The sequence below is a fragment of the Methylomonas fluvii genome (assembly GCF_014850975.1).
Taxonomy (GTDB): Bacteria; Pseudomonadota; Gammaproteobacteria; order Methylococcales; family Methylomonadaceae; genus Methylomonas; species Methylomonas fluvii.
The window spans coordinates 1,001,857-1,021,853 of record NZ_JACXST010000002.1 but is presented as its reverse complement, the minus strand read 5'-3'; the positions used below and the strand labels follow the sequence as shown (position 1 = coordinate 1,021,853).

Genomic DNA, 19,997 nt, shown 5'->3' with positions numbered 1-19,997 from the left:
GTCGGTGCGTGGCCGAAAAAGTTCTAAGTCTGTTATGCCTTCGCGGTCGGGCGGCACGTTAGCCGAAGCTGCGGATTGCCGGCAAGCAGGGGATGCCGAAATGTTGCTGATACACCGTTGCAAGATTTTTATCAGCCCTATTTAGCGTTCCTGCTGTTTGGAGGCCGACGCGGCTCAGCCCGAAAGGCCAGGGTGATAGCGTTTTGTCGAAATGGCCATCGCTAGCGACTGGTCTTGGTGATCCCCAATTTTTGCATGCGGTAACGCAGGGTACTCGGTTTTAAATTGAGGCGTTGCGCGGCGCCATTGGGGCCTTCAATGACCCAGCGGGTTTGTTCCAGGACGCTGAGGATATGCTCTTTGGCTACGCTATCCAGGCTGGTGTCTTCGGCTGCCGCGCTTTTTACGCCGGCGTCGGCCGCCGCGGGCAACTGCTCTGGGCCGATGTCCAATATCGGCGTATCGGTCAGAATCACGGCCCGTTCAATGATATTTTCCAGCTCGCGGATATTGCCCGGCCAGCGATAGTTCTGCAAACGTTGCATCGATTGGGCGCTGACCCCGGTGATTTTTTTACCGATTTTCGGCGCGAATTTGCCGACCAAAAAATTTACCAACAGCGGAATATCTTCCAGCCGTTCGCGTAGCGGCGGTGTCCGCAGTGGAAACACATTCAGCCGATAAAACAGGTCTTCGCGAAAATTCTTTTCCGCCACTTCCGTCAGCAAATCCCGATTCGTCGCGGTAATCACCCGCACATCCATCTTGATGGGTATTTGCCCGCCCACCCGTTCGAATTCCCGTTCCTGAATCACCCGCAATAATTTGACCTGCACATCCAGCGGAATTTCGCCGACTTCATCCAGGAACAGCGTGCCACCTTCAGCCAATTCGAAGCGGCCGATACGTTTGTTGATAGCGCCGGTAAATGCGCCTTTTTCGTGACCGAATAATTCGCTTTCAATCAAGCTGGAAGGCAATGCTGCGCAATTGACTTTAATCAAGGGCCGGTTTTTCCGGGGACTGGCGGCGTGAATGGCGCGGGCGATCAGTTCTTTACCGGTACCCGATTCGCCTTGGATCAATACCGAGGCGTCAGTCTGCGCCACGCGTTGGACTTGGTGTAACAAGGATTGCAGCGCCGGACTGCGGCCTATGATGTCGTCAAAATTATGCGTCGATTTAATTTCTTCCTGTAAATACAGGTTTTGCGCTTGCAGTCTGGCCTGTTCCCGTTCCATCAACACCCGTTCGGTAATGTCGATAAACATGGTGCGCATGTATTGACGGCTCGGGTCGAGTTTGGACCACCACTGTATCCAAATCGGCTGATCGTTATCCCTGCGGCGCAATTCCAGAACGACGCCATCACTATTCGTACCGTCTTCGATGGACTTGAGTGCCAGCTGTAATCGCTGTTGGGCTTCCAAAGTATCGGGTATGAATGAGCTGCCAACCAGGCCCGGCACCTGTTCCGGGGTAATGCCCAGGATGCGCATGGCGGCCTGGTTGGCAGCCAGAAAACGGGTATCGGTATCCTCATGCACATAAGCAATCGGCGCTTCATCGAATAAATCCTTATAGCGCTGTTCGCTTTGCTTTCGCAGCTCTTCGATGCGAATCCGATTAAGCTCCGCCGCCGCCCTGGCCGCGAAAATCTTGAACGTATAGAGCAATCTCGGTTCTTCGGGCATCGCCCGCTCATCATATATCGCCAAATGCCCGAGGATATGACCGTCGGCATCTTGTAGCGGTACGCCAAGATAACTCTCTACGCCTTCTTCTTTGGGAAATATCTTTGAAAGGTCCGACGGGTAATGACACAGCTTGCCGGCCAATACGTCCACACAGGGCGTCCCCGCCAGTTCCCACTCTTGGTTGTCGATAAATTCGCCTTGCGTCCAATAAGCCAAGGACCTTATCCGGGTTTTATCAACGGTGAATTCGGCAATGAAGCCGTTCGCCACATTGGTGGCAATGCACAGATTCCGCACCAGAGACCGTAAGAAGTCTTCGCCGGTGGTTTGCACGGTACCTTCCACCAACGCCCGCAGTATGGTCAGTTCCGACGAATCGACAGTTTGCATGAGTGAAGTGGCCCGGTTGCTTGCGTAAAGCAGCATTCTAACCAGCGGCCGCCACAACACCAAGCCGCAACTATTCGCGGCAGCCACAACTATTGGTGGATTTTGGGCGGGCGCGATGCGGCTTGAATTTGCTTGATAATTTATAAGAGTTTGTTTTTATTTAAATATTTTATTTGAAAGCGTTTTGGCATGCCGTTTGCCATTAGTTAAGCGTCTGCCGGCAAATCGGTGGGCTCCACTAAATTAATTAACGACTAGGAAAAAACTGATGAAAAACGTAAACACTGTTGTATCGACCGCTTTGGCCTCTCTGATTGCTTTAGGGGCGTCAGGCTTGCCATCGGCAGCCTTTGCCGCCGACAAAAAAGACATGGAGAAATGTTACGGCGTAGCCAAAGCCGGCAAGAACGACTGTAAAACACTCTCCAATGCCTGTGCCGGACACTCCACTGCCGACAATCAAAAAGACGCGTTTATCGCCGTGCCTGCCGGTACTTGCGAGAGGATCGTCGGCGGCAGTATGGAAGCGCCGGCGGACATGAAATAACGGCACAGATGCCGGTTACTGGGCCGCGCGAACCATTAAAGTGCGTAGTCATGCCGGCAGTGATTGCCGGCATCCCGCTCACAAGGTTCTGCGGCGTATAGACAACACCGTTTCACCATTAAATCGAGTAAGACATGACTCTCACTAAGCAACACGCTAGACATGCAACAGTGAGCTCGGCGATTCCGGCGCGAGCCGGAATCGGACTTCGCTCGCAACATCATTGGGATGCCTTAAACAACCCCGTTAGGCCTGGATGGTTGGAAGTCCATAGCGAAAACTACTTCAGCAACGGCGGTATTCCGTTACGCGACTTGGAAGCCATCCGAGCCGATTATCCGATTAGTTTGCATGGGGTCGGCATGTCGTTGGGTTCCGTCGACCCGTTGAATTGGCAACACTTGCGGCAACTGCGCGATCTGATTCAGCGGATCGAACCGGGACTGGTGTCCGAGCATTTAAGCTGGAGTGCCTTCGGCGGCAGGTACTTGAACGATCTGTTGCCGTTACCGTATACCGACGAAACACTGGCCCATGTCGCTGCGCGCATCTCGCAGGTGCAGGATTACCTGCGCAGGCCGCTGTTGATCGAGAATCCTTCCAGCTATCTGGAATACGGCTTTTCCAGCTATTCGGAAAGCGAATTTCTCAACGAACTTGCCCGGCGTTGCGGCTGCGGGATTTTGTTAGACGTGAATAACCTTTACGTGTCTTGCGTAAACCATGGTTGGCAGGCGCTGGCGTATTTAAACGACATAGCCGCAGACAAAGTTGGCGAAATTCATCTGGCAGGGCATACCGTCAATCAATTCGGCGGGCAGAGCATTCTGATCGACACGCACAATGCGCCGGTCTGCGAAGCGGTCTGGCAACTCTATCAAACAGCCATACAACGTTTCGGTTGCCGTCCAACCTTGATCGAATGGGATGCCGATCTGCCGCCCTGGTCGGTATTAGTGGCGGAAGCCGCGACTGCCGATTGTTATATGGAGCAGGCTTATGCACAGGCTGCGTGAGTTACAGCGGGATTTTTCCAGCTATGTGTTGCAAGAATCCCAACAGGTGCCGGCGGGCGTCAAGTCGATAGGCCTGAGTGCCGAGCAACGGCTGGCTATTTATCGAAATAATACCCGGCTTGGTTTAACAGCCGCATTGCGCGACAGCTATCCGGTCGTAAACCGTCTGGTCGGCGATAGCTTTTTTGCCGGGCTGGCCGCTGCTTACATCAAAAGCTATCCGCCACAATCGGCGTGTCTATCGGCATACGGCGCGCATTTTTCCGAGCTGATAAGCGGGTTTGCCGCGGCGCAAGGTTTGGTTTATTTAGCCGATGTCGCCAAGTTGGAGTGGCTGTGGCACGAAGCCTATCACGCTGCCGATGCGCCGATACTGTCCGCGGCAGCGTTAGCGCAGATCGATCCCGCTGCCTACGGCCGATTGGTTTTCAGACTGCATCCCAGCGCACGCTTCATCGCCTCGGACTATCCGATAGCCCGGATCTGGGCCAGTAACCAGGCCGATGACGCAGGCCGGGAATACATCGATTTGCGTATCGGTGCTTGCCGCTTACTGCTGTACCGTCCGGGTCGGCACGTCGAAATCGATTATCTGGATCAGGCGGAATATCAATTTCTACAGCTGTTGGCCGTTGGCACTGCGCTAAGTGAAGCCGTCGAGACCTTACTTACCGATCACCCCGATGCAAACCTGCCTATCCTGTTGCAACGCTGCTTGCTTAAAGGCCTGTTAACCGATTTTTATCTTGCGGATGCCTAACCCATGCATACACACATGATTGCCAAATTATTAGCGCCGTTTTATCAGCCGCAAGGCTGGGGCAGCCGCTGCGGTCTGTTACTGGGCAGTTTAACCCCGTGGAGCAGTTTGCTGCTGCGCTGCTGGGTTGCTTATGCGTTCTGGATTTCCGGTCTGCTGAAAATCCAAAGCTGGGACAGCACCTTATATCTCTTCGAAAACGAATACGCCGTGCCGCTATTGCCTGCCGACTTGGCAGCAGTGCTGGCGACCGCAATCGAGCTTATCGGTCCAGTCTTACTGGCACTGGGTCTTTGCGGGCGCGTTGCGGCAGTATTGCTGTTTTTACTCAATATCGTCGCGGTGATTTCTTACCCTGATTTGGGCGGCGCCGGCATTGAGCAACATAAAGAATGGGGCGTCATGTTGTTAGTTTGTTGCTTGCAGGGGCCGGGCAAACTGTCGCTCGATGCCTGGATAAGCCGCTACTTTTTCCCGGTGAATGTCGGCGCAATCAGGTCGGCGCTAAAACGGGAGAACGCATGAACATTCTGAACGGCGAAGCGCCGCTATCGGGGCAAACAGCATTGGTGATTCGCGGCGACTGCGGCATCGGCGCCGTGGTGGCGGAAGCGTTTGCTGCCGCCGGTGCCAAGGTGTTGATCAATTATTGGCACGAAAGCGCGGCAGCGGACCGCATTGCTCAGCGGATTCGGGCCAAACAGGGACAAGCCATGATATTTCAGGCGGATCTTAGCCGGGAAAGCCAGGTCAACAGTATGTTTGATGTACTTGCCGCCTATTGGGGCCGCTTGAATGTGCTGGTGACGAATACCGACCTGGAGATTGCTGTGCCGACTGGTGGTATAGATCGGGAGCAATGGCGGGAAATTTTGCGGCAAAACCTGGTCGGGCAGCTTTTATGCGTCAGACAGGCGCTGCGCGAGTTTTCACTAGGCGGTGCGCAAGCCGCTACAGCAGTCGCACCGACCCACATTATCTGCGTATCCACTTTGTTGGGCGGATCAGGCTGCAGCGAGCAAATCTACTATGCAGTCGGCAAGGTCGATACGGCCGGATTATGCAATGCTTGGGTTTCTGCGCATGACCAAGAAAATGCGGACAGCCCTGTTGGTTTACTGACGGCGAAACGCTTGATTGACACTTGGAACGGCCAGCCAGTACCAGGATTGGCGCCGGACTCCGTAGCGCTGGTATCGCCCGATCAGGACCGAATAGCAGAAACCGCCGTCGACTTGGCTACGCGCGCAGATTAATTCGGCTGGCGAATCACCCTTATTATTAGAGCAGAGGCTCATTGAAATGAAACCCTACAAACCACCCGCTATCCCTTCCTCGGAAATCACGCCGCAAGCCCTGTTCCAGGCACGGCGAAAATTTATGCAAACGGCAGGCGGTGCCGCGCTGGCGGCGGTTTGGCCGCAGGCACTATGGGCGATGGATAATTTGGGCGAGCTTGGAAAATCTAAATACAGCGCGGCGGATGAACTCACGCCACGGCGGGATGTTACCCAATACAACAACTTTTATGAGTTCGGCACCAGTAAAGATCAGCCCGCCATCAATGCCGGCACCCTGCAAACCCGGCCCTGGACCATCACGGTAGAAGGCGAAGTGAAAAAAGCCCAGGTGTTTGATATTGACAAGTTATTGAAAATGGCGGCGTTGGAAGAACGGGTTTATCGCCTGCGCTGCGTGGAAGCCTGGTCGATGGTGGTGCCGTGGGTTGGTTATTCGCTGGCGGAATTGCTCAAGCGGGTGGAACCGACCGGCAATGCCAAGTTTGTCGAATTTGTCAGCCTACACGATCCGGCCCAAATGCCGGGACAAAAAGCCGCGGTGCTGGATTGGCCCTATCGCGAGGGCTTGCGGATGGACGAAGCCATGCATCCCTTGACTTTGTTGACCTTTGGCTTGTATGGGGAGGTGTTGCCCAAGCAAAACGGCGCGCCGGTCCGCATCGTGACGCCCTGGAAATACGGGTTTAAAAGTGCCAAATCCATCGTCAAAATCCGGCTGGTTGAACAGCAGCCCTTGACCAGTTGGATGAAAGCCGGGCCCGGCGAATACGGCTTTTATGCCAACGTCAATCCCGAGGTCGATCATCCGCGCTGGAGCCAGGCCAAGGAGCGGCGCATCGGCGAGTTTCTGAAACGCAAAACCCTGATGTTCAACGGCTACACCGACGAAGTCGCGGCACTGTACGCCGGCATGGACTTGCAGCGGAATTTTTAAGCCATGACGATCAAAAATCTCGACAACCGTGGGCTGGTCCGGGTGAAAGCGGCTGTATTTCTGACGGCTTTGCTGCCGTTCGCCAAATTGGCCGTAGCCGCTTATGCGGATGAGTTGGGTGCCAATCCCATTGAAAAAATGACCCACGTTACCGGGTTTTGGGCTTTGAGTTTTTTGCTGATTACTTTAACAATCACCCCGCTGCGGCGTCTATCGGGTTGCTTATGGCTGATGCGCTTGCGGCGCATGTTGGGCGTATTTGCATTCTTTTATGCTGCTTTGCACTTTGCGACCTATTTGGTTTTGGATCAATTTTTCGATTGGCCGGCAATCGCTAAAGACATCCTGAAACGGCCCTACATCACCATCGGCTTTAGCGCATTTGTAGTGCTGATTCCGCTGGCATTGACTTCAAATGACGCCATTATCCGCCGCCTGGGCGGCAAACGCTGGCGGGCATTACATCGCTTAACCTATCCCTGCGCGATTGCCGGCGTGGTGCATTTCGGCTGGTTGGTAAAAAAAGATCTAACCAGACCCATAATGTTTGCGCTTGTATTGGCTTTGCTGCTGGGTATGCGTGTGGCTTACCGCTTAGCCGGTAACCGCACCGCACATCAAAAGGCTGTTTAGTCGGCGCTGTGAGTATATTCCTCGCGAAATCGGCCATCGGTTGCGACCTAATGACGCCGGTATTGAGTGACAGTTATTGGAGGTTAGAAGCGTTGGGATGGGGCATTTCCATTCTTAGGTCAGCATCTAGGCTGTGACTGCAATTCTGTGCTAAGCGGACGTCCGGAATTTTAATAGTTGTTACACAATTATCCCGTTTGCTTGGGTAGCCAAAACTCCAAAATACTTTGTCCGAAGTTTGTGATGTTTACGCATACTCGGACATGTCCCTACGCCCTCGAATTGGCTAAAAGCACGCGTTGATTTGAAACCAGTTGCAGGCCGTCTTAACGTAGTTTTGATGGCGATGTGGCTTTGTTGCATAAATCGACTGCCGACCCCATGTTGGGGGTGAATTTATTGACCCACAACTGGAATGTCCAAGCCGCAACCGAAGAAATATCGAACCACGAACTGGCGTGACTATAATCAATCTCTGAAGCAACGTGGCGCGATGCTGTTGTGGATTGATAAAAAGATGGATTGGTTATCCCCTGGTAGCGGTAAGCGAGGTCGATCTGAGAAGTTTTCTGATGCCGCCATCCAGTTTTGCTTGATGGTTAAGAATCTATTCGGAGTGGCATTACGACAAGCCAGTGGCATGGTGGCCAGTTTGTTGAAGCTGTCGGGACTGGATTGGCCCACGCCTGATTACACGACACTCTGCCGTCGCCAACAGCATCTGCAAGTCTGTATTTCCTATCGTCCCAACCTGAATGGCTTACATCTGTTGGTGGACAGTACGGGCGTGAAAATGCTGGGCTAAGGCGAATGGAAAACTAAGAAGCATGGCGCCGAGTACCGTCGGCAATGGCGCAAGGTTCATTTGGGTATTGATGCTGAAACCTTGGAAATTCGGGCGATTGAAGTGACATCGAATCGTGTCGGTGACGCGCAGGTGTTGCCCGATATGCTGAATCAGATAACTCGCGACGAACGCATCGATTCAGTCAGCGGTGACGGCGCATATGACACCAAGAACGCGCACACCTCAATCGTTGAGCGCGATGCCGAGGCGATTATTCCCGTCCGCAAGAACGGTAAACCCTGGAAAGAAATACGCCAGGGGCTCAAGTCCGAAATGAAACGCTACGTGCCACGCAACGGTTAGGCAGAGCCATCTGGAAGAAATGGAGTGGTTATCATCGTCGCAGCCTGGTGGAAACCAAAATGCGTTGCTTCAAACTACTGGGCGAACGGGTCAATGCGCGTATCTTTACTAGCCAAGTCGCCGAACTTCAAATCCGTGCGGCGCTATTAAATCGGTTTACCCAGTTGGGAACGCCGATCACCGTGGTCATGCCCTAAATCCGTCTGGCAGACTGGGGTAGGGGTAATTTACCTTTGCCTCGATTTATGCAACAACGCCGGTGTTTTTTAAGAAATATGGTGACTATAAGCTTACGTGACGATAGAAAATCCGTTTCGCCAATTCTGCAGTCAGGATGTAAAGCAATACGATCAAACCTAGCCAGCCGCAAATAGCCGGAGCCAGGGGCTGAAAGCCAATAAACGGCGCCAAGGGCGTATAAGGCAGTGCCATAGTCAGCGCGACGATGGTGGCGGTGGTGATGATCAAATACTTGCCCGGACGATTGCTGAACAAGCTGTTTTGGCTGCGTACCACGAACACGATCAGCGCAGCGGAAATCACCGATTCGCTAAACCAGCCGGTGCGAAATTGCTCGACCGGCACCTGCAGCCACAACAACAGGCCGAAGGTCAGATAATCGAACACCGAGCTGATAATGCCGAAGGTAATCATAAATTTACGGATAAAGGCTATATCCCAACGGTGCGGCTTGCCGAGCATTTCCGGATCGACGTTGTCCGACGCGATGGTCATTTCCGGAAAATCGGTCAGTAGATTGGTCAGCAAGATTTGTTTGGGGAGTAACGGCAGAAAGGGCAAGAACAGCGACGCGCCGGCCATGCTGAACATATTGCCGAAGTTGGCGCTGGTAGCCATGAACACATACTTAAGGGTATTGGCAAAGGTCGTGCGGCCTTCGCGAATCCCTGCCAGCAAGACCCGCAGATTTTTTTCCAGCAGTACGATTTGCGCGGTTTGCTTGGCGACATCGGCGGCGCTGTCCACCGAAATGCCTACATCCGCGGCGTGCAATGCCGAGACATCGTTAATGCCGTCGCCCATGTAACCGACCACGAAGCCGGCTTTCTTTAAAGCAACGATGATGCGCTCTTTCTGATTGGGTTCGATTTCGGCGAACAGATTCACCTGGGCGACTCGATTGATCAAGGCTCTTTCACTCATGCCGGCCAGATCGGTTCCGGTCAGAATGGCCGGAGACTCTAAGCCCAACTGAACTGCCACGGTTTCTGCCACTAAACGGTTATCGCCGGTGATGATTTTTAAGGTCACGCCTTGTTCGCGTAACAAGGCGATGGTTTCCGCGCAATCGGCTTTTGGCGGGTCGAAGAAGGTTAAAAAGCCCAGGAAGCGCAAGTCGGTTTCGTCATCCTTAGCAAATTTGGTTTTACCAGGCATGGGTTTGTAAGCGACGCCCAGGGTTCTGAAGCCCTGATGGCTATAGTCCCGGTAGCGTTGCTGAATGGCATCCGCAGCGGTCATGATCGGCTGCAGCTCGCCGTCGGCGTTTTCCACCGTGTCGCAAATTTCCAGGATATTGTTCAACGCGCCTTTGCAGATCATCAAGGTTTCGCCTTGATCTAGCACCAGCATACTTAGCCGCTTGCGATGAAAGTCGTAAGGGATTTCGTCGAGCTTGCCGTTCTCGGCGACAGCAAAAGTTTTGAACTGGCGGATGGCCTGATCGATAGGGTTGTTGAAGCCGGTTTCGAATATGGAATTAAGGTAAGCGTAGCGTGCCACCTTGTCGCTGGTCTGGCCGCCAATATCCAGCGTGTCTTTCAGTTGCACCGTGCCCTCGGTCAGCGTGCCAGTTTTGTCGGAACACAACACGTTCATGCTGCCGAAATTTTCGATAGCAGCCAGTTGTTTGACGATGACTTTTTGTTCGGCCATGCGTTTGGCGCCGTGCGCGAGATTGATGCTGATCACCGCCGGTAACAGCTGCGGCGTCAAGCCCACCGCCAGGGCCAGCGCGAACAGAAACGAGTCCATGATCGGTTTGTCCAGATAGACGTTGACCGCAAAGATCATGATGACCAGGATCAATGTGACTTCCATCAGTAGATAACCGAAGCGGCGCACGCCGTGTTCGAATTCGGTTTCCGGCGCTTTTAGTTTGATGCGTTCGGAGAGTTTGCCAAATTCGCTGCCGGAACCGGTCGCGACCGCCAGGGCCGTGGCGCTGCCGCTTTGTACGTGCGAGCCCATCCACAGGCAGTTTTGGCGCTGGTTGAGGCCTGTGTTGATCGGCAGGTCGGTGACGTATTTCTCCGCGGGGTAGCTTTCGCCGGTGAGAATGGCTTCGTCGACGAACAGGTTGTCGGAACTTAGCAGCCGGCAGTCGGCTGGAATCACGTCGCCGGCCTTTAACTGAACGATGTCACCGGGGACGATTTGTTCCGCGGGCAATTCTTGGAAAGTGCCGTCGCGCAATACGGCGACCCGGATTTGCACCATCGCCAGTAAGTTGCTGACGGCGTCGGCGGCGCCTTTTTCCTGCCAAAAGCCCAGCAGCGCGCTCATCAGAATGATGCTCAGGATGATGGCCGCGTCGAGTTTGTCGTGCAGGTAAAAGGACAGGCCGGTGGCAAACAGCAGGATCAGAATAATCGAGCTTTTGAATTGCCCGAAAAATAAGCTGATAGTGCTGGGCGGTTTGTGATTTTGTAAACGGTTATCGCCATAGCGTTTCAGACGCGAAGCCGCTTCCGGCTGGGTTAGGCCGCGTTCATCGGTTTGCAACTGTTGGAATAATTCCGAAATCGGATTATGCCAAAACGGTTTTGCGGGTTTTGGTATGACTTTGCTGGGCATCTGCGACCTTGACAATCGTTTTAGTGGGGATCGTGTTTAACGTCTGCCGCTTAAAAGTTAACAAACACCGACGCCATGCCCAAATGTCGCATCGTCGCCGCACTGTGATTGGCGTTATCGAGATATTGGTTCATGTAACCCAATTCGGTTCTGACATTTTTGTTGAAGCTCCAACCGAAACCGGCAAACGCGCGGTTTTGATCAAATCCGGACTTGCCGCCAAACGTGGTGGAATTGACCCGGTAAAAGGCTTCGTCCCAAGCAATCAAGCTCAAGCGCGGTTCGAACTCGAGGGGATGCATGAATTTGATCATCTGCCGGGGACGTTCGCGTAGTTGGCTGCCGTTTAAAAAGTTGGTTTCCCACATGGTGCGGAAGGTAAAAGTGCCTATTTCCGTGGGCAATACATACCTAAACGCCGGCCAAATATCCTGTTGCGCGACATAAGATTTACCGATGTTTTGAGTCGGTAGCCAAGTGTAACCGGCCCAGATAGTGGCGCGGTCGCTCAAGGAATAACCGGCCGCCGTGCGCACCATGCCTTGATACCAATGGCCCCAATCGCCATCGAAGCGCGATTGGCCTTCGAGCCAGACCCGGCCGTTTTTCAGGCTGGGATCGATAAAACCCATGCTGCCTTCGGCTACGGCTTGCAACCAAGCGCCGGAGTCCTCTACCAATTCATCGGCGTTTACAGAAGCCGAAATGGCCAGCAGCGAGCATGCGCAGCATGAATAAAAGAATGTTCGCGATAGTGTGGGCATGACGATTCTCCAAAATTTAAGCAAAAGCTCCTGTATCTCCCGGTTTTATCGGGAGAGGAATGGGCTTTTGGCGAGGTTGTTAAAGTGTGGTGCAGACGGCTGGGCCGTCACGCGACTGTTGTTGCCGTCGCGTGAGCCTAAGCCGGGTCAGAGTGCAATTTTTCGACGCGCCGCGAGATGATGGTCGGAGTAGCTTTCGTGATCGTCCAAGCCGACAATTTGGCAGCGGCCGCCGGCTTGGTTGTAATCTTCGGCAAAGTGGTGGATGAATTCCATGACCGTATGGTCGATCAAATTGGCTTCGGTCAAATCAAAAAATACGGTTTTGCGAGCCGGAAAGTCAGCCAGCAAGCTTTTCAGCGTAATAAAGTTAGAAAACACTGCCGCGCCGGATACTTCGATATGGTGCGTATCGGCGTCGGTTTGATGCACATGAAAAGCCATCGAAAAGGCGTTGCGTAGCTTGAGGCCACGGCTGACATGAATCGCCAGTTCAACGGCGATGCCGATCGCCACGCCAACCAGCAAATCGGTCGCCAACACACCGAGAATCGTGATGACGAAGACGGCGAAATTATCCACACCCACGGCTAGGGTTTTTGCAAATTCTTTGGGTGAGGCCAAGCGAAAACCGGTGAACACTAACAGTGCGGCCAGAGCCGACAACGGGATTTCGTGAATCAGTTTGGGAAACAGCGCGACGAAAATCAGCAGGAATAAACCATGAAAGAAGTTGGCCCAGCCGGTTTTCGCGCCGTTATTGATGTTGGCGGAGCTACGGACAATCTCGGCAATCATCGGTAAACCGCCGCACATGCCGGCAATCACATTGCCGATACCGACTGCGGTTAAATCGCGATTCAGGTTGGAACTGCGCTTATACGGGTCGAGTTTGTCTACGGCCGATGCGCTTAACAAACTTTCCAGGCTACCGACCAGCCAGATGGTCAATACCGCCAGCCAGAATTCGCCGGTGGCGATCTTGCCAAAGTCGGGCAAATAGAAACCCGCTAGAAAATGTTCGGGCACTGCGACCAAAAATGACGGGCCGACGCTGAATTCATGGTGCGGCAGAATCGCGGCATCCGGCAAAAACAGGTATTGGTGGATATGGTCCAAATCAAAATACTGACCCAAGGCCAAGCCCAGCAATACCACCAGCAGCGGGGCGGGAATCATTTTTAAAGTAGGGTGTTTGATCACCGACCAGAGTATCAACAGCAACAAGCCGAGCAAGCCGATCAGCGAGACTTCCGGATTCATGTCCATCAGCGAGTGTGGGATTTCGGCGATGGTCCCCAACAGGCTCTTCGCTTCCGGTTTAACCCCCAGCAAGGTATGAATTTGCTTAGCCATGATGATGATGCCGATGGCGGCCAGCATGCCGTGTACCACGGATGAGGGGAAAAAGGCGCTGAGTTTGCCGGCCTTGAACACGCCCAGCAGCACTTGCAACACGCTGGCGATGACGATGGCGGCCAGTGTGTAACGGTAGCCGGCCATCGCATCGCCTTGGCCCAGCGCTTGTACGGCATCGACGATCACCACGATTAAACCTGCCGCCGGGCCGTTGATAGTGACATACGAGCCATTGATTCGGGAAACCACCACGCCGCCGATAATCGCGGTGATGATGCCGGACATGGGCGGAAAGCCCGACGCCATGGCGATACCCAGGCACAAAGGCAGGGCAATCAAAAACACTAAAAACCCGGATAGCAGATCGCTACGCCAGTTTTCGATTAAACCGGGGAGCCCGGTTTTAGGCAAGGTGGCCGAAAAGGATGTGGTCATGGTTTTTCTCAAGAAGCCTAGGAAAACCAAAGTGCAGCGAGAAACATGCCAATTTTTCACGAACTGCGTCAGTGCAGATATATCAAGGGTTGTGGACGTGGTTGCCCGGAAAATGGTTGTTGATTTGATGGGTTGGTCTGGTTGATTCGTCAGCTTCAACCAAACGGGTGGTTTATTTGCACCGAGGTGGCTTGGCTTGGGGTTTAAGTAATAGTCGGGAAGCGTTGGTATGCCGGTGTTTAGGGATTTGGCACGCACTATGCAAAGTGAAGCATAAGAGGCTGTTGGCCTCAATTTCTGTTTGACTAGCGAGGTTTAAGTTACAGATGTCTGCTTCCGCCCATCACAATGTTCACAAGGCTGCGTTCGATCTCAATGCGGCTATCGACCACATCGCCCATTGGCTGCCCAGCCAGGGGCCTATCAAGGATTTTATTCATCACAACACCTTGCACGCCGTGCAGGACTATCCGTTTCACGAGGGTGTGGCGGTGGCGGCTCAAGTGTATGGCGCGAAAAGCTATTTGCCTTTGGCCGATTACCTGAAACGCTATCACGAAGGCCGGATCAGCGATCAGGCGCTGGAATGGGCGATTGCGCAGGCCAATTGCAGCGTCTATCAAGAACAGTCATTGCGGTCGTCTTTGTTTGAGCCGGATGATCATAGCCATTATCCGCCACAGTCGTTGGCTAACCACGGTATCCGTATTGCTTGGCTCAATCACCTGGAAATCGACTTGAACGGGATGGTGCATCCGGTGATGTTCAGATTGTTAAGCAATTTTCTTGATCAGGGCATCAGCCGTTGGGCCATGCCCAAACCGGACGAGCGTTTTTGGGATTGCGTGTTACGTTTGGTGCAAAACAGCCTTTTACCTCTGTATCCGTTTCATCAGCCGGTGGTGCGGCAAATGCTGGACGCCGGGCCGGACCAGGTGATTTTGAACTGTTTAGGCAAAATTGTTGGCGATGAAAGCTTATACGGCCAATATCTCTTGGAAGTATTGCTGGCGCATCCCGGTTGGTCCGGGATGGTGCGGATTATCGAAACCCAGCCCAACGTGTTGCTAGCGCCACGGGCTATTTCGCTGAAAGAATTGTTAGCGGTGGAACTGGCTTGCGAGTTGGCGTTTATCGATAAAAAACACGGGCATCGATTTTTACAGATCGCCCAGCTACCGAATTTACACGCTATTCCTTTACTGGAGCGCGATGCGACCCAGCCCCAGGTGCCGTTGAAAATGCGGGTGTGGCACGAGGCAATGGAGTGGTCGCTGCATTCTGAATTACTAATAGCCTTGCACCAGCAAGCGCCCATTAATCCGTCAGCGGAGCATGCGCCCAAAGTGCAGGCGCTATTTTGCATTGACGATAGAGAGTGTTCGCTGCGGCGCTATTTGGAAGAAATGGATCCGGGTATCGAAACCTTCGGCGCACCGGGATTTTTTGGTATCGATTTTCTCTACCAAGGCTTGGACGATGTGTATCCGGTGGCGCAGTGTCCGGTGGTGATTAAACCCAAACATCTGATATTGGAATCGACCGATACGCCGCAGCCTGACAAATCCGATAAGGGCGAATCGCTGTCGACTATGCATTTTGGCGCGCATTCCATGCTGCGCGGGTGGCTGTACACGCAAACGCTGGGGCTGGCATATGCGTTGCGCTTGGGCTGGAGCGTATTGCGCCCCGGCGGCCAATTACCGGGCATCCAAAGCTTGAGCGAAGTGGAAGCGCACAGTCATTTGCATCTGCTGCGCGAGAGCGAGGAACTCAACGAAGACGGCTATCTGTTGGGTTTTTCGTTGCCGGAAATGGCTGATCGGGTAGGGGGGCTACTGCGTAATATTGGTCTAACCAAGCAGTTTGCGCCGTTAATCGTGGTGGTGGCGCATGGTTCCAGCAGCGTCAACAATCCGCATTTCGCTGCTTATGATTGCGGTGCTTGCTCCGGTAAGCCCGGTGCGCCGAATGCGCGGGCTTTTGCCTGGATGGCGAATCATCCGCAGGTTCGCGATATTTTGCGTGAGCGGGGGATAGACATTCCTGCCGGTACGCATTTTGTGCCGGCCTTACACAACACTAGCCGTGACGAGATCAGTTATTTCGATCAACAGGAACTGGATAAAACCGCGCGCCAGCAACTGCACAATTTTCAGCATAGCATGCAACATGCCTTGCAGCGCAATGCGCGCGAACGCTGCCGTTGGTTTGAGTTGGGGCCAAAATCGCATAACAACGCAGAAGCGCATAATCATGTGGTGGCGCGGGCCTCGTCGATTTTCGAGCCGCGTCCTGAACTGAACCACTCCAATAATCTGTATTGCGTGGTGGGGCGGCGCGACTTGACCCGGCATTTATTCTTGGACCGGCGGGCGTTTTTGCAATCCTACGATCCCAACAGCGATAGCGACGGTTCGATTTTGGTCAAGGTGTTGTCGGCGGTGATTCCGGTATGCGGCGGTATCAATCTGGAGTACCTGTTTTCGCGCATCGACAATTCGGTCTACGGCGCCGGCACCAAGCTGCCGCACAACGTGATCGGTCTGTTGGGCGTGGCCAACGGCGTGGAAGGCGATTTACGCACCGGCTTGCCGTCGCAAATGGTGGAGGTGCACGAGCCGGCGCGCTTGTTAATGGTAGTGGAGCAAACGACCGCGATTGCCGATCAGGCCATTGCTATGTTGGGCGGCTGGCGGGAATGGCTGGATAACGAGTGGATACGTTTGGTGGCTTGCGATCCGGTGAGCCGCGCCCTGTATTTGTACAGCAGCGATGGTTGGAAGGTGGCTGAACCCGCGGCTGGCAGACCGTTGCCGACTGCCAGCCACTCGGAAAAAATTATTGTCGGACAAAACCGGACGATTCCGGTTCACCAATTGGAAAGGAGACAGGCGTGAGTGCTTTATTATTGGCGTGTGTGTTATTGCCATTGCTTGGATTTTTGCTGATTTTTTTCAGCCCGGACAACGAACATCGAATTGCCGCGATCAGCCTGTGGATGACCCGAATCAAAGGGGTGGCTGTGCTAGGTTTACTGGCGGCATGGGCCGCCCATGGCTTTGCCAACTTTGAATATCAATGGCTGGTGCTGTATCAACACGACGATTATCAATTCCCCTTGCTGTTTTTTCTGGATAGGGTCGGCGCCGTGTATTTGTTTGTGGTGTGGGCGGTGTTCTCGGCCATTGTCAAATATTGCCGGGTTTATTTGCACCGGGAAGCGGGCTACAAACGCTTTTTCCAAGCTATTTTCGGGTTTGCGTTTGGGTTAAACCTGATAGTGCTGTCCGGCAGTATCGACATGCTGTTTGCCGGTTGGGAGATCGTCGGTATATCCTCATTTTTGCTGATTGCCTTTTATCGGCATCGGCCACAGCCGGTACGCAATGCTTTACGCGCCTACACCATTTACCGCTTTTGCGATGTCGGTTTGCTGGTCGGGACCTGGATGAGCCATCTGCTGTTTCACGAAAGTCAGCATTTTAGCCAGTTGTTGACTATGTTCGATCCCAACAATATTCCGCCCGCCGGCTATGCCTCCTTGTCGATTTTATCCTGGCTGATCATTTTGGCTGCTTCCGGTAAATCGGCGCAGTTTCCGTTTAGCTTCTGGCTGCCTAGGGCCATGGAAGGGCCGACGCCGTCCAGCGCGATTTTTTATGGCGCGCTATCGATTCATCTGGGCGTGTTTCTGTTATTGCGGACCATGCCGATCTGGAGTTATCACTACCTGCCGCGTTTGATTGTCCTAAGCATCGGTGTGTTGACGGTGTTTGTCGCCACGCTGGCCGAAAAGACCCAATCCAATATCAAAGGTCAAGTGGCTTACGCCTCTATCGCGCAAGTAGGGATTATGTTCGTCGAGTTGGCATTGGGCCTGGAAGATTTGGTGTTGCTGCACTTTACCGGTAATGCCTTTTTGCGTTGCTATCAGTTGTTGGTGTCGCCATCCATCGTGGCACATTTACTGCGCGTGGAAGGCAATGTCGATAGCGATTTTTATATCAAAAACAATGATCAAATGACGTTTTTGCCAACCTCGATTCGCGATTCCTTGCCTGACGTATTGCAAAACACCTTGTATGTGTTTGCCCTGCAGGAAGGGCTGTTGGAGCTGTTGGTGAAGAAGATTTTGTGGGAACCTCTGAAAAACGTGGGTCGGCAACTGAACGGGGTGAGCCTGTGGATCAAAATTTTGGCGGGCCTAGCGCTGTTGGCGATTATCGCCATCGCTGCATCCGGCGTCAGCAGCGTGGCCAGAATTTATTTGTCGATGCCGATTTCGCTGGCGATGGCGGTCGTGTCTTTGAGCGCGTTCAGCAACAAACGCAGCCCGTTCCAGGTTTGGCATAGCGTGGCCTTGAGCAGTATTTTGGCTGGCGTGGCGGTGTGGTTGATGGTGCCTGCCGCTTGGTACGATGTCGCGTTGTTTTTCAGCGGCATCATCCCCTCATGGGCTTTGGGTATTGTTGCGCTTAGCGTTTTGTTGAGACATTACCATTTCGCCGACGAACCTTTTGTGTTTCGCGCCTTCGCCGAAACCCAGCCCGGTTGGTCTTTAATGTTGTTTCTGAGCTTCCTGGGCTTGGTCGGCTTTCCGATCACGCCGGCATTCTTGGGCGAGGATTTGCTGCTGTCGCATGCCAGCAGTCAGCATCCCTGGTTCGCCGCGCCGATTACCGTATCGTTTGTGATCAACGGCATTGCCATCGCCAGAGTGTATTTAAGGCTTTGCATGGGGCGGCCGGTGGAACTGAGAGGGGCGGTTTGAGGTTTGTTGGTGCTCAAAATCAATGAGGTTGGATCTACGAGAGCGGCTAAAAACGGACCATCGCGCTTCGGCTTTAGTGACCGCAGTGGAATGGATAGCCGCTTGAGGTTGTTATGAGATTGTACTACCAGGGCGGGTTTTTGTAGCCTCGATGGAATCGAGGGTGTCGGCCTTCGAACCCACGATTCCATCGAGGCTACTTGCTGCCGTGTTATGCCGTTGTCGCACAGGCGTCGTCAATCGATATTGGCAATCCGTCGGCGACTGGCGAGAACTCTGGGCTAAATAGGTAGTTAAGCCCCTTGTCAGCATGGCCAAATGCCCACAGGAACAACTCCACGCCAAGTGAAGATGGTTGACAGACAATGCCTCCTTCTGATGCGGCGGGATAAATCTTCACAATGTGTTCTTTTTCTCCATACCGCCATTGCCCTTCCAACAGATTGTCGCCATGCAAGCCAAAAAAAATATGACTAAAAAGTGAATTTAGCTGATGTAGCTCGGACTCAGAGAAATCCATTGCGGAAAGATAACCCGAGTAGGGAATGAAGATTTGCATCTTTGGCCTACCTTCCATGTTCAGTAGAAGTCCGGAATCCGCAAACAATTTGCGAACTGTTGAATAGACCAAGTAGTGTGTTCGGAGCTGATATGTCGAAAGGTTATCTACAACTTTTGCTATGCGTGCGCCCCGGTCATCTCGACCGCGTTCGGTTCTTGAGGAGGCAAGAATCCCCCCAAGATATTCGACCGCTAAGGAGTCATTGGAAAACGAACCCTCATCAAGGACGGCCTTTAGAACCTTTGGAGGTACTTCGCCAGGCGTGTCGAGCTTTTCCCCAAGCTTTGCTTCGGCCTTTTGAAAGATTTGGCCAATGGTCTGGGCACGTTTTTGTGTGTAGTCTCGAAGCCCTTGACCTAAGTAATCGGCGGTCGGACCAAGCAGCTTTTGAATTCCGTCCTTGCCTAAATACGCAGCAACGGCACCAAGCCCAACAGCAGTGAGCGGTTCAGGCATGTATTACCTCCAAGGCATAACTATTGATTATCAGGCAAATATGCCCAGATAAGTTGATATTAACCGCCTTTTCAGGCACTTTTGAAAAGTGGGCATGTTGCCTCGATAACTTGCTATTAGCCGGTATATCAAGCAATCTTGCCTACGTATTGATGCGCAACTGACTTTATCAGGTAGGTGTTTTATGTCAAGCCCGTGCCGTTTGGCGATGCGCATGGAGAACTTAACTTTGAAATGTGCGACTACGCAAGCTATAACAGTATCTACATTTTGAATGGCAGCGTATTTGCCTTTTCCTGTCGCCGCAAAGTTAATTTTATCCGTCAGAAACAGGTTGAAATTCAACACTCAACGCACTGTAAAAATCCCATAATGCCCAGCTCCCATTCGTCTCAACCATCC

The 19,997-nt window shown here is 53.1% G+C and carries 14 protein-coding genes and 1 pseudogene; 10 read left to right on the top strand and 5 right to left on the bottom strand.

Annotation, left to right across the window (positions count from 1 at the left end):
• Nucleotides 1–221 precede the first annotated feature (221 nt).
• Nucleotides 222–2,174 (bottom strand): sigma-54-dependent Fis family transcriptional regulator, encoded by a 1,953-nt coding sequence (locus tag EBB_RS14180; RefSeq protein WP_371741578.1) that lies wholly within the window; start codon nucleotides 2,172–2,174, stop codon nucleotides 222–224.
• A gap of 181 nt (nucleotides 2,175–2,355) precedes the next feature.
• Between EBB_RS14180 and EBB_RS14175 the strand changes: the two genes are divergently transcribed.
• From EBB_RS14175 to EBB_RS14140, 8 genes and pseudogenes are all read left to right on the top strand, one after another.
• A complete protein-coding gene (locus EBB_RS14175; RefSeq protein WP_192394442.1) occupies nucleotides 2,356–2,634 on the top strand; it encodes a BufA1 family periplasmic bufferin-type metallophore in 279 nt (92 codons plus the stop codon).
• A gap of 134 nt (nucleotides 2,635–2,768) precedes the next feature.
• Nucleotides 2,769–3,650 carry an MNIO family bufferin maturase gene (gene bufB, locus EBB_RS14170; protein WP_192394441.1) on the top strand — a complete coding sequence of 294 codons (882 nt, stop codon included), beginning with the start codon at nucleotides 2,769–2,771 and terminating at the stop codon, nucleotides 3,648–3,650.
• Complete coding sequence (locus EBB_RS14165) at nucleotides 3,634–4,410, top strand: HvfC/BufC N-terminal domain-containing protein (RefSeq protein ID WP_192394440.1); 777 nt, start codon at nucleotides 3,634–3,636, stop codon at nucleotides 4,408–4,410. The genes bufB and EBB_RS14165 overlap by 17 nt, the downstream gene beginning before the upstream one ends.
• Nucleotides 4,411–4,413: 3 nt before the next feature.
• Nucleotides 4,414–4,935 carry a DoxX family protein gene (locus tag EBB_RS14160; protein WP_225587447.1) on the top strand — a complete coding sequence of 174 codons (522 nt, stop codon included), beginning with the start codon at nucleotides 4,414–4,416 and terminating at the stop codon, nucleotides 4,933–4,935.
• The gene (locus EBB_RS14155; RefSeq protein WP_192394439.1) at nucleotides 4,932–5,666 is read left to right on the top strand and encodes an SDR family NAD(P)-dependent oxidoreductase; all 735 of its coding nucleotides are present in this window, start codon (nucleotides 4,932–4,934) and stop codon (nucleotides 5,664–5,666) included. Before EBB_RS14160 ends, EBB_RS14155 begins: the two co-directional genes overlap by 4 nt.
• Nucleotides 5,667–5,712: 46 nt before the next feature.
• A complete protein-coding gene (gene msrP / locus EBB_RS14150) occupies nucleotides 5,713–6,645 on the top strand; it encodes a protein-methionine-sulfoxide reductase catalytic subunit MsrP (protein WP_192394438.1) in 933 nt (310 codons plus the stop codon).
• A gap of 3 nt (nucleotides 6,646–6,648) precedes the next feature.
• Nucleotides 6,649–7,278 (top strand): protein-methionine-sulfoxide reductase heme-binding subunit MsrQ, encoded by a 630-nt coding sequence (gene msrQ, locus EBB_RS14145; protein WP_192394437.1) that lies wholly within the window; start codon nucleotides 6,649–6,651, stop codon nucleotides 7,276–7,278.
• A 415-nt stretch (nucleotides 7,279–7,693) separates the two neighbouring features.
• A pseudogene (locus EBB_RS14140) lies at nucleotides 7,694–8,625 on the top strand (IS5 family transposase).
• Nucleotides 8,626–8,710: 85 nt separating this feature from the next.
• Here the strand turns inward: EBB_RS14140 and mgtA are convergent.
• The 3 genes from mgtA to EBB_RS14125 form a co-directional block, all read right to left on the bottom strand.
• Nucleotides 8,711–11,245: a magnesium-translocating P-type ATPase gene (mgtA, locus tag EBB_RS14135; RefSeq protein WP_192394436.1), complete on the bottom strand. Its 2,535-nt coding sequence runs from the start codon at nucleotides 11,243–11,245 to the stop codon at nucleotides 8,711–8,713.
• Nucleotides 11,246–11,295: 50 nt separating this feature from the next.
• Nucleotides 11,296–12,009, bottom strand: coding sequence for a DUF2490 domain-containing protein (locus tag EBB_RS14130; RefSeq protein ID WP_192394435.1), 714 nt, complete (start codon nucleotides 12,007–12,009; stop codon nucleotides 11,296–11,298).
• A gap of 147 nt (nucleotides 12,010–12,156) precedes the next feature.
• Nucleotides 12,157–13,803 carry a SulP family inorganic anion transporter gene (locus EBB_RS14125; protein ID WP_192394434.1) on the bottom strand — a complete coding sequence of 549 codons (1,647 nt, stop codon included), beginning with the start codon at nucleotides 13,801–13,803 and terminating at the stop codon, nucleotides 12,157–12,159.
• Between the two features lie 326 nt (nucleotides 13,804–14,129).
• On the opposite strand from EBB_RS14125, the gene EBB_RS14120 reads away from it, so the two are divergent.
• Nucleotides 14,130–16,703 carry a YbcC family protein gene (locus EBB_RS14120; protein ID WP_192394433.1) on the top strand — a complete coding sequence of 858 codons (2,574 nt, stop codon included), beginning with the start codon at nucleotides 14,130–14,132 and terminating at the stop codon, nucleotides 16,701–16,703.
• The gene (locus EBB_RS14115; RefSeq protein ID WP_192394432.1) at nucleotides 16,700–18,577 is read left to right on the top strand and encodes a proton-conducting transporter transmembrane domain-containing protein; all 1,878 of its coding nucleotides are present in this window, start codon (nucleotides 16,700–16,702) and stop codon (nucleotides 18,575–18,577) included. The genes EBB_RS14120 and EBB_RS14115 overlap by 4 nt, the downstream gene beginning before the upstream one ends.
• 211 nt (nucleotides 18,578–18,788) lie before the next feature.
• Here the strand turns inward: EBB_RS14115 and EBB_RS14110 are convergent, their stop codons facing one another.
• Nucleotides 18,789–19,595, bottom strand: a complete 807-nt coding sequence (locus EBB_RS14110; protein ID WP_192394431.1) for a hypothetical protein — start codon at nucleotides 19,593–19,595, stop codon at nucleotides 18,789–18,791.
• Nucleotides 19,596–19,997 lie beyond the last annotated feature (402 nt).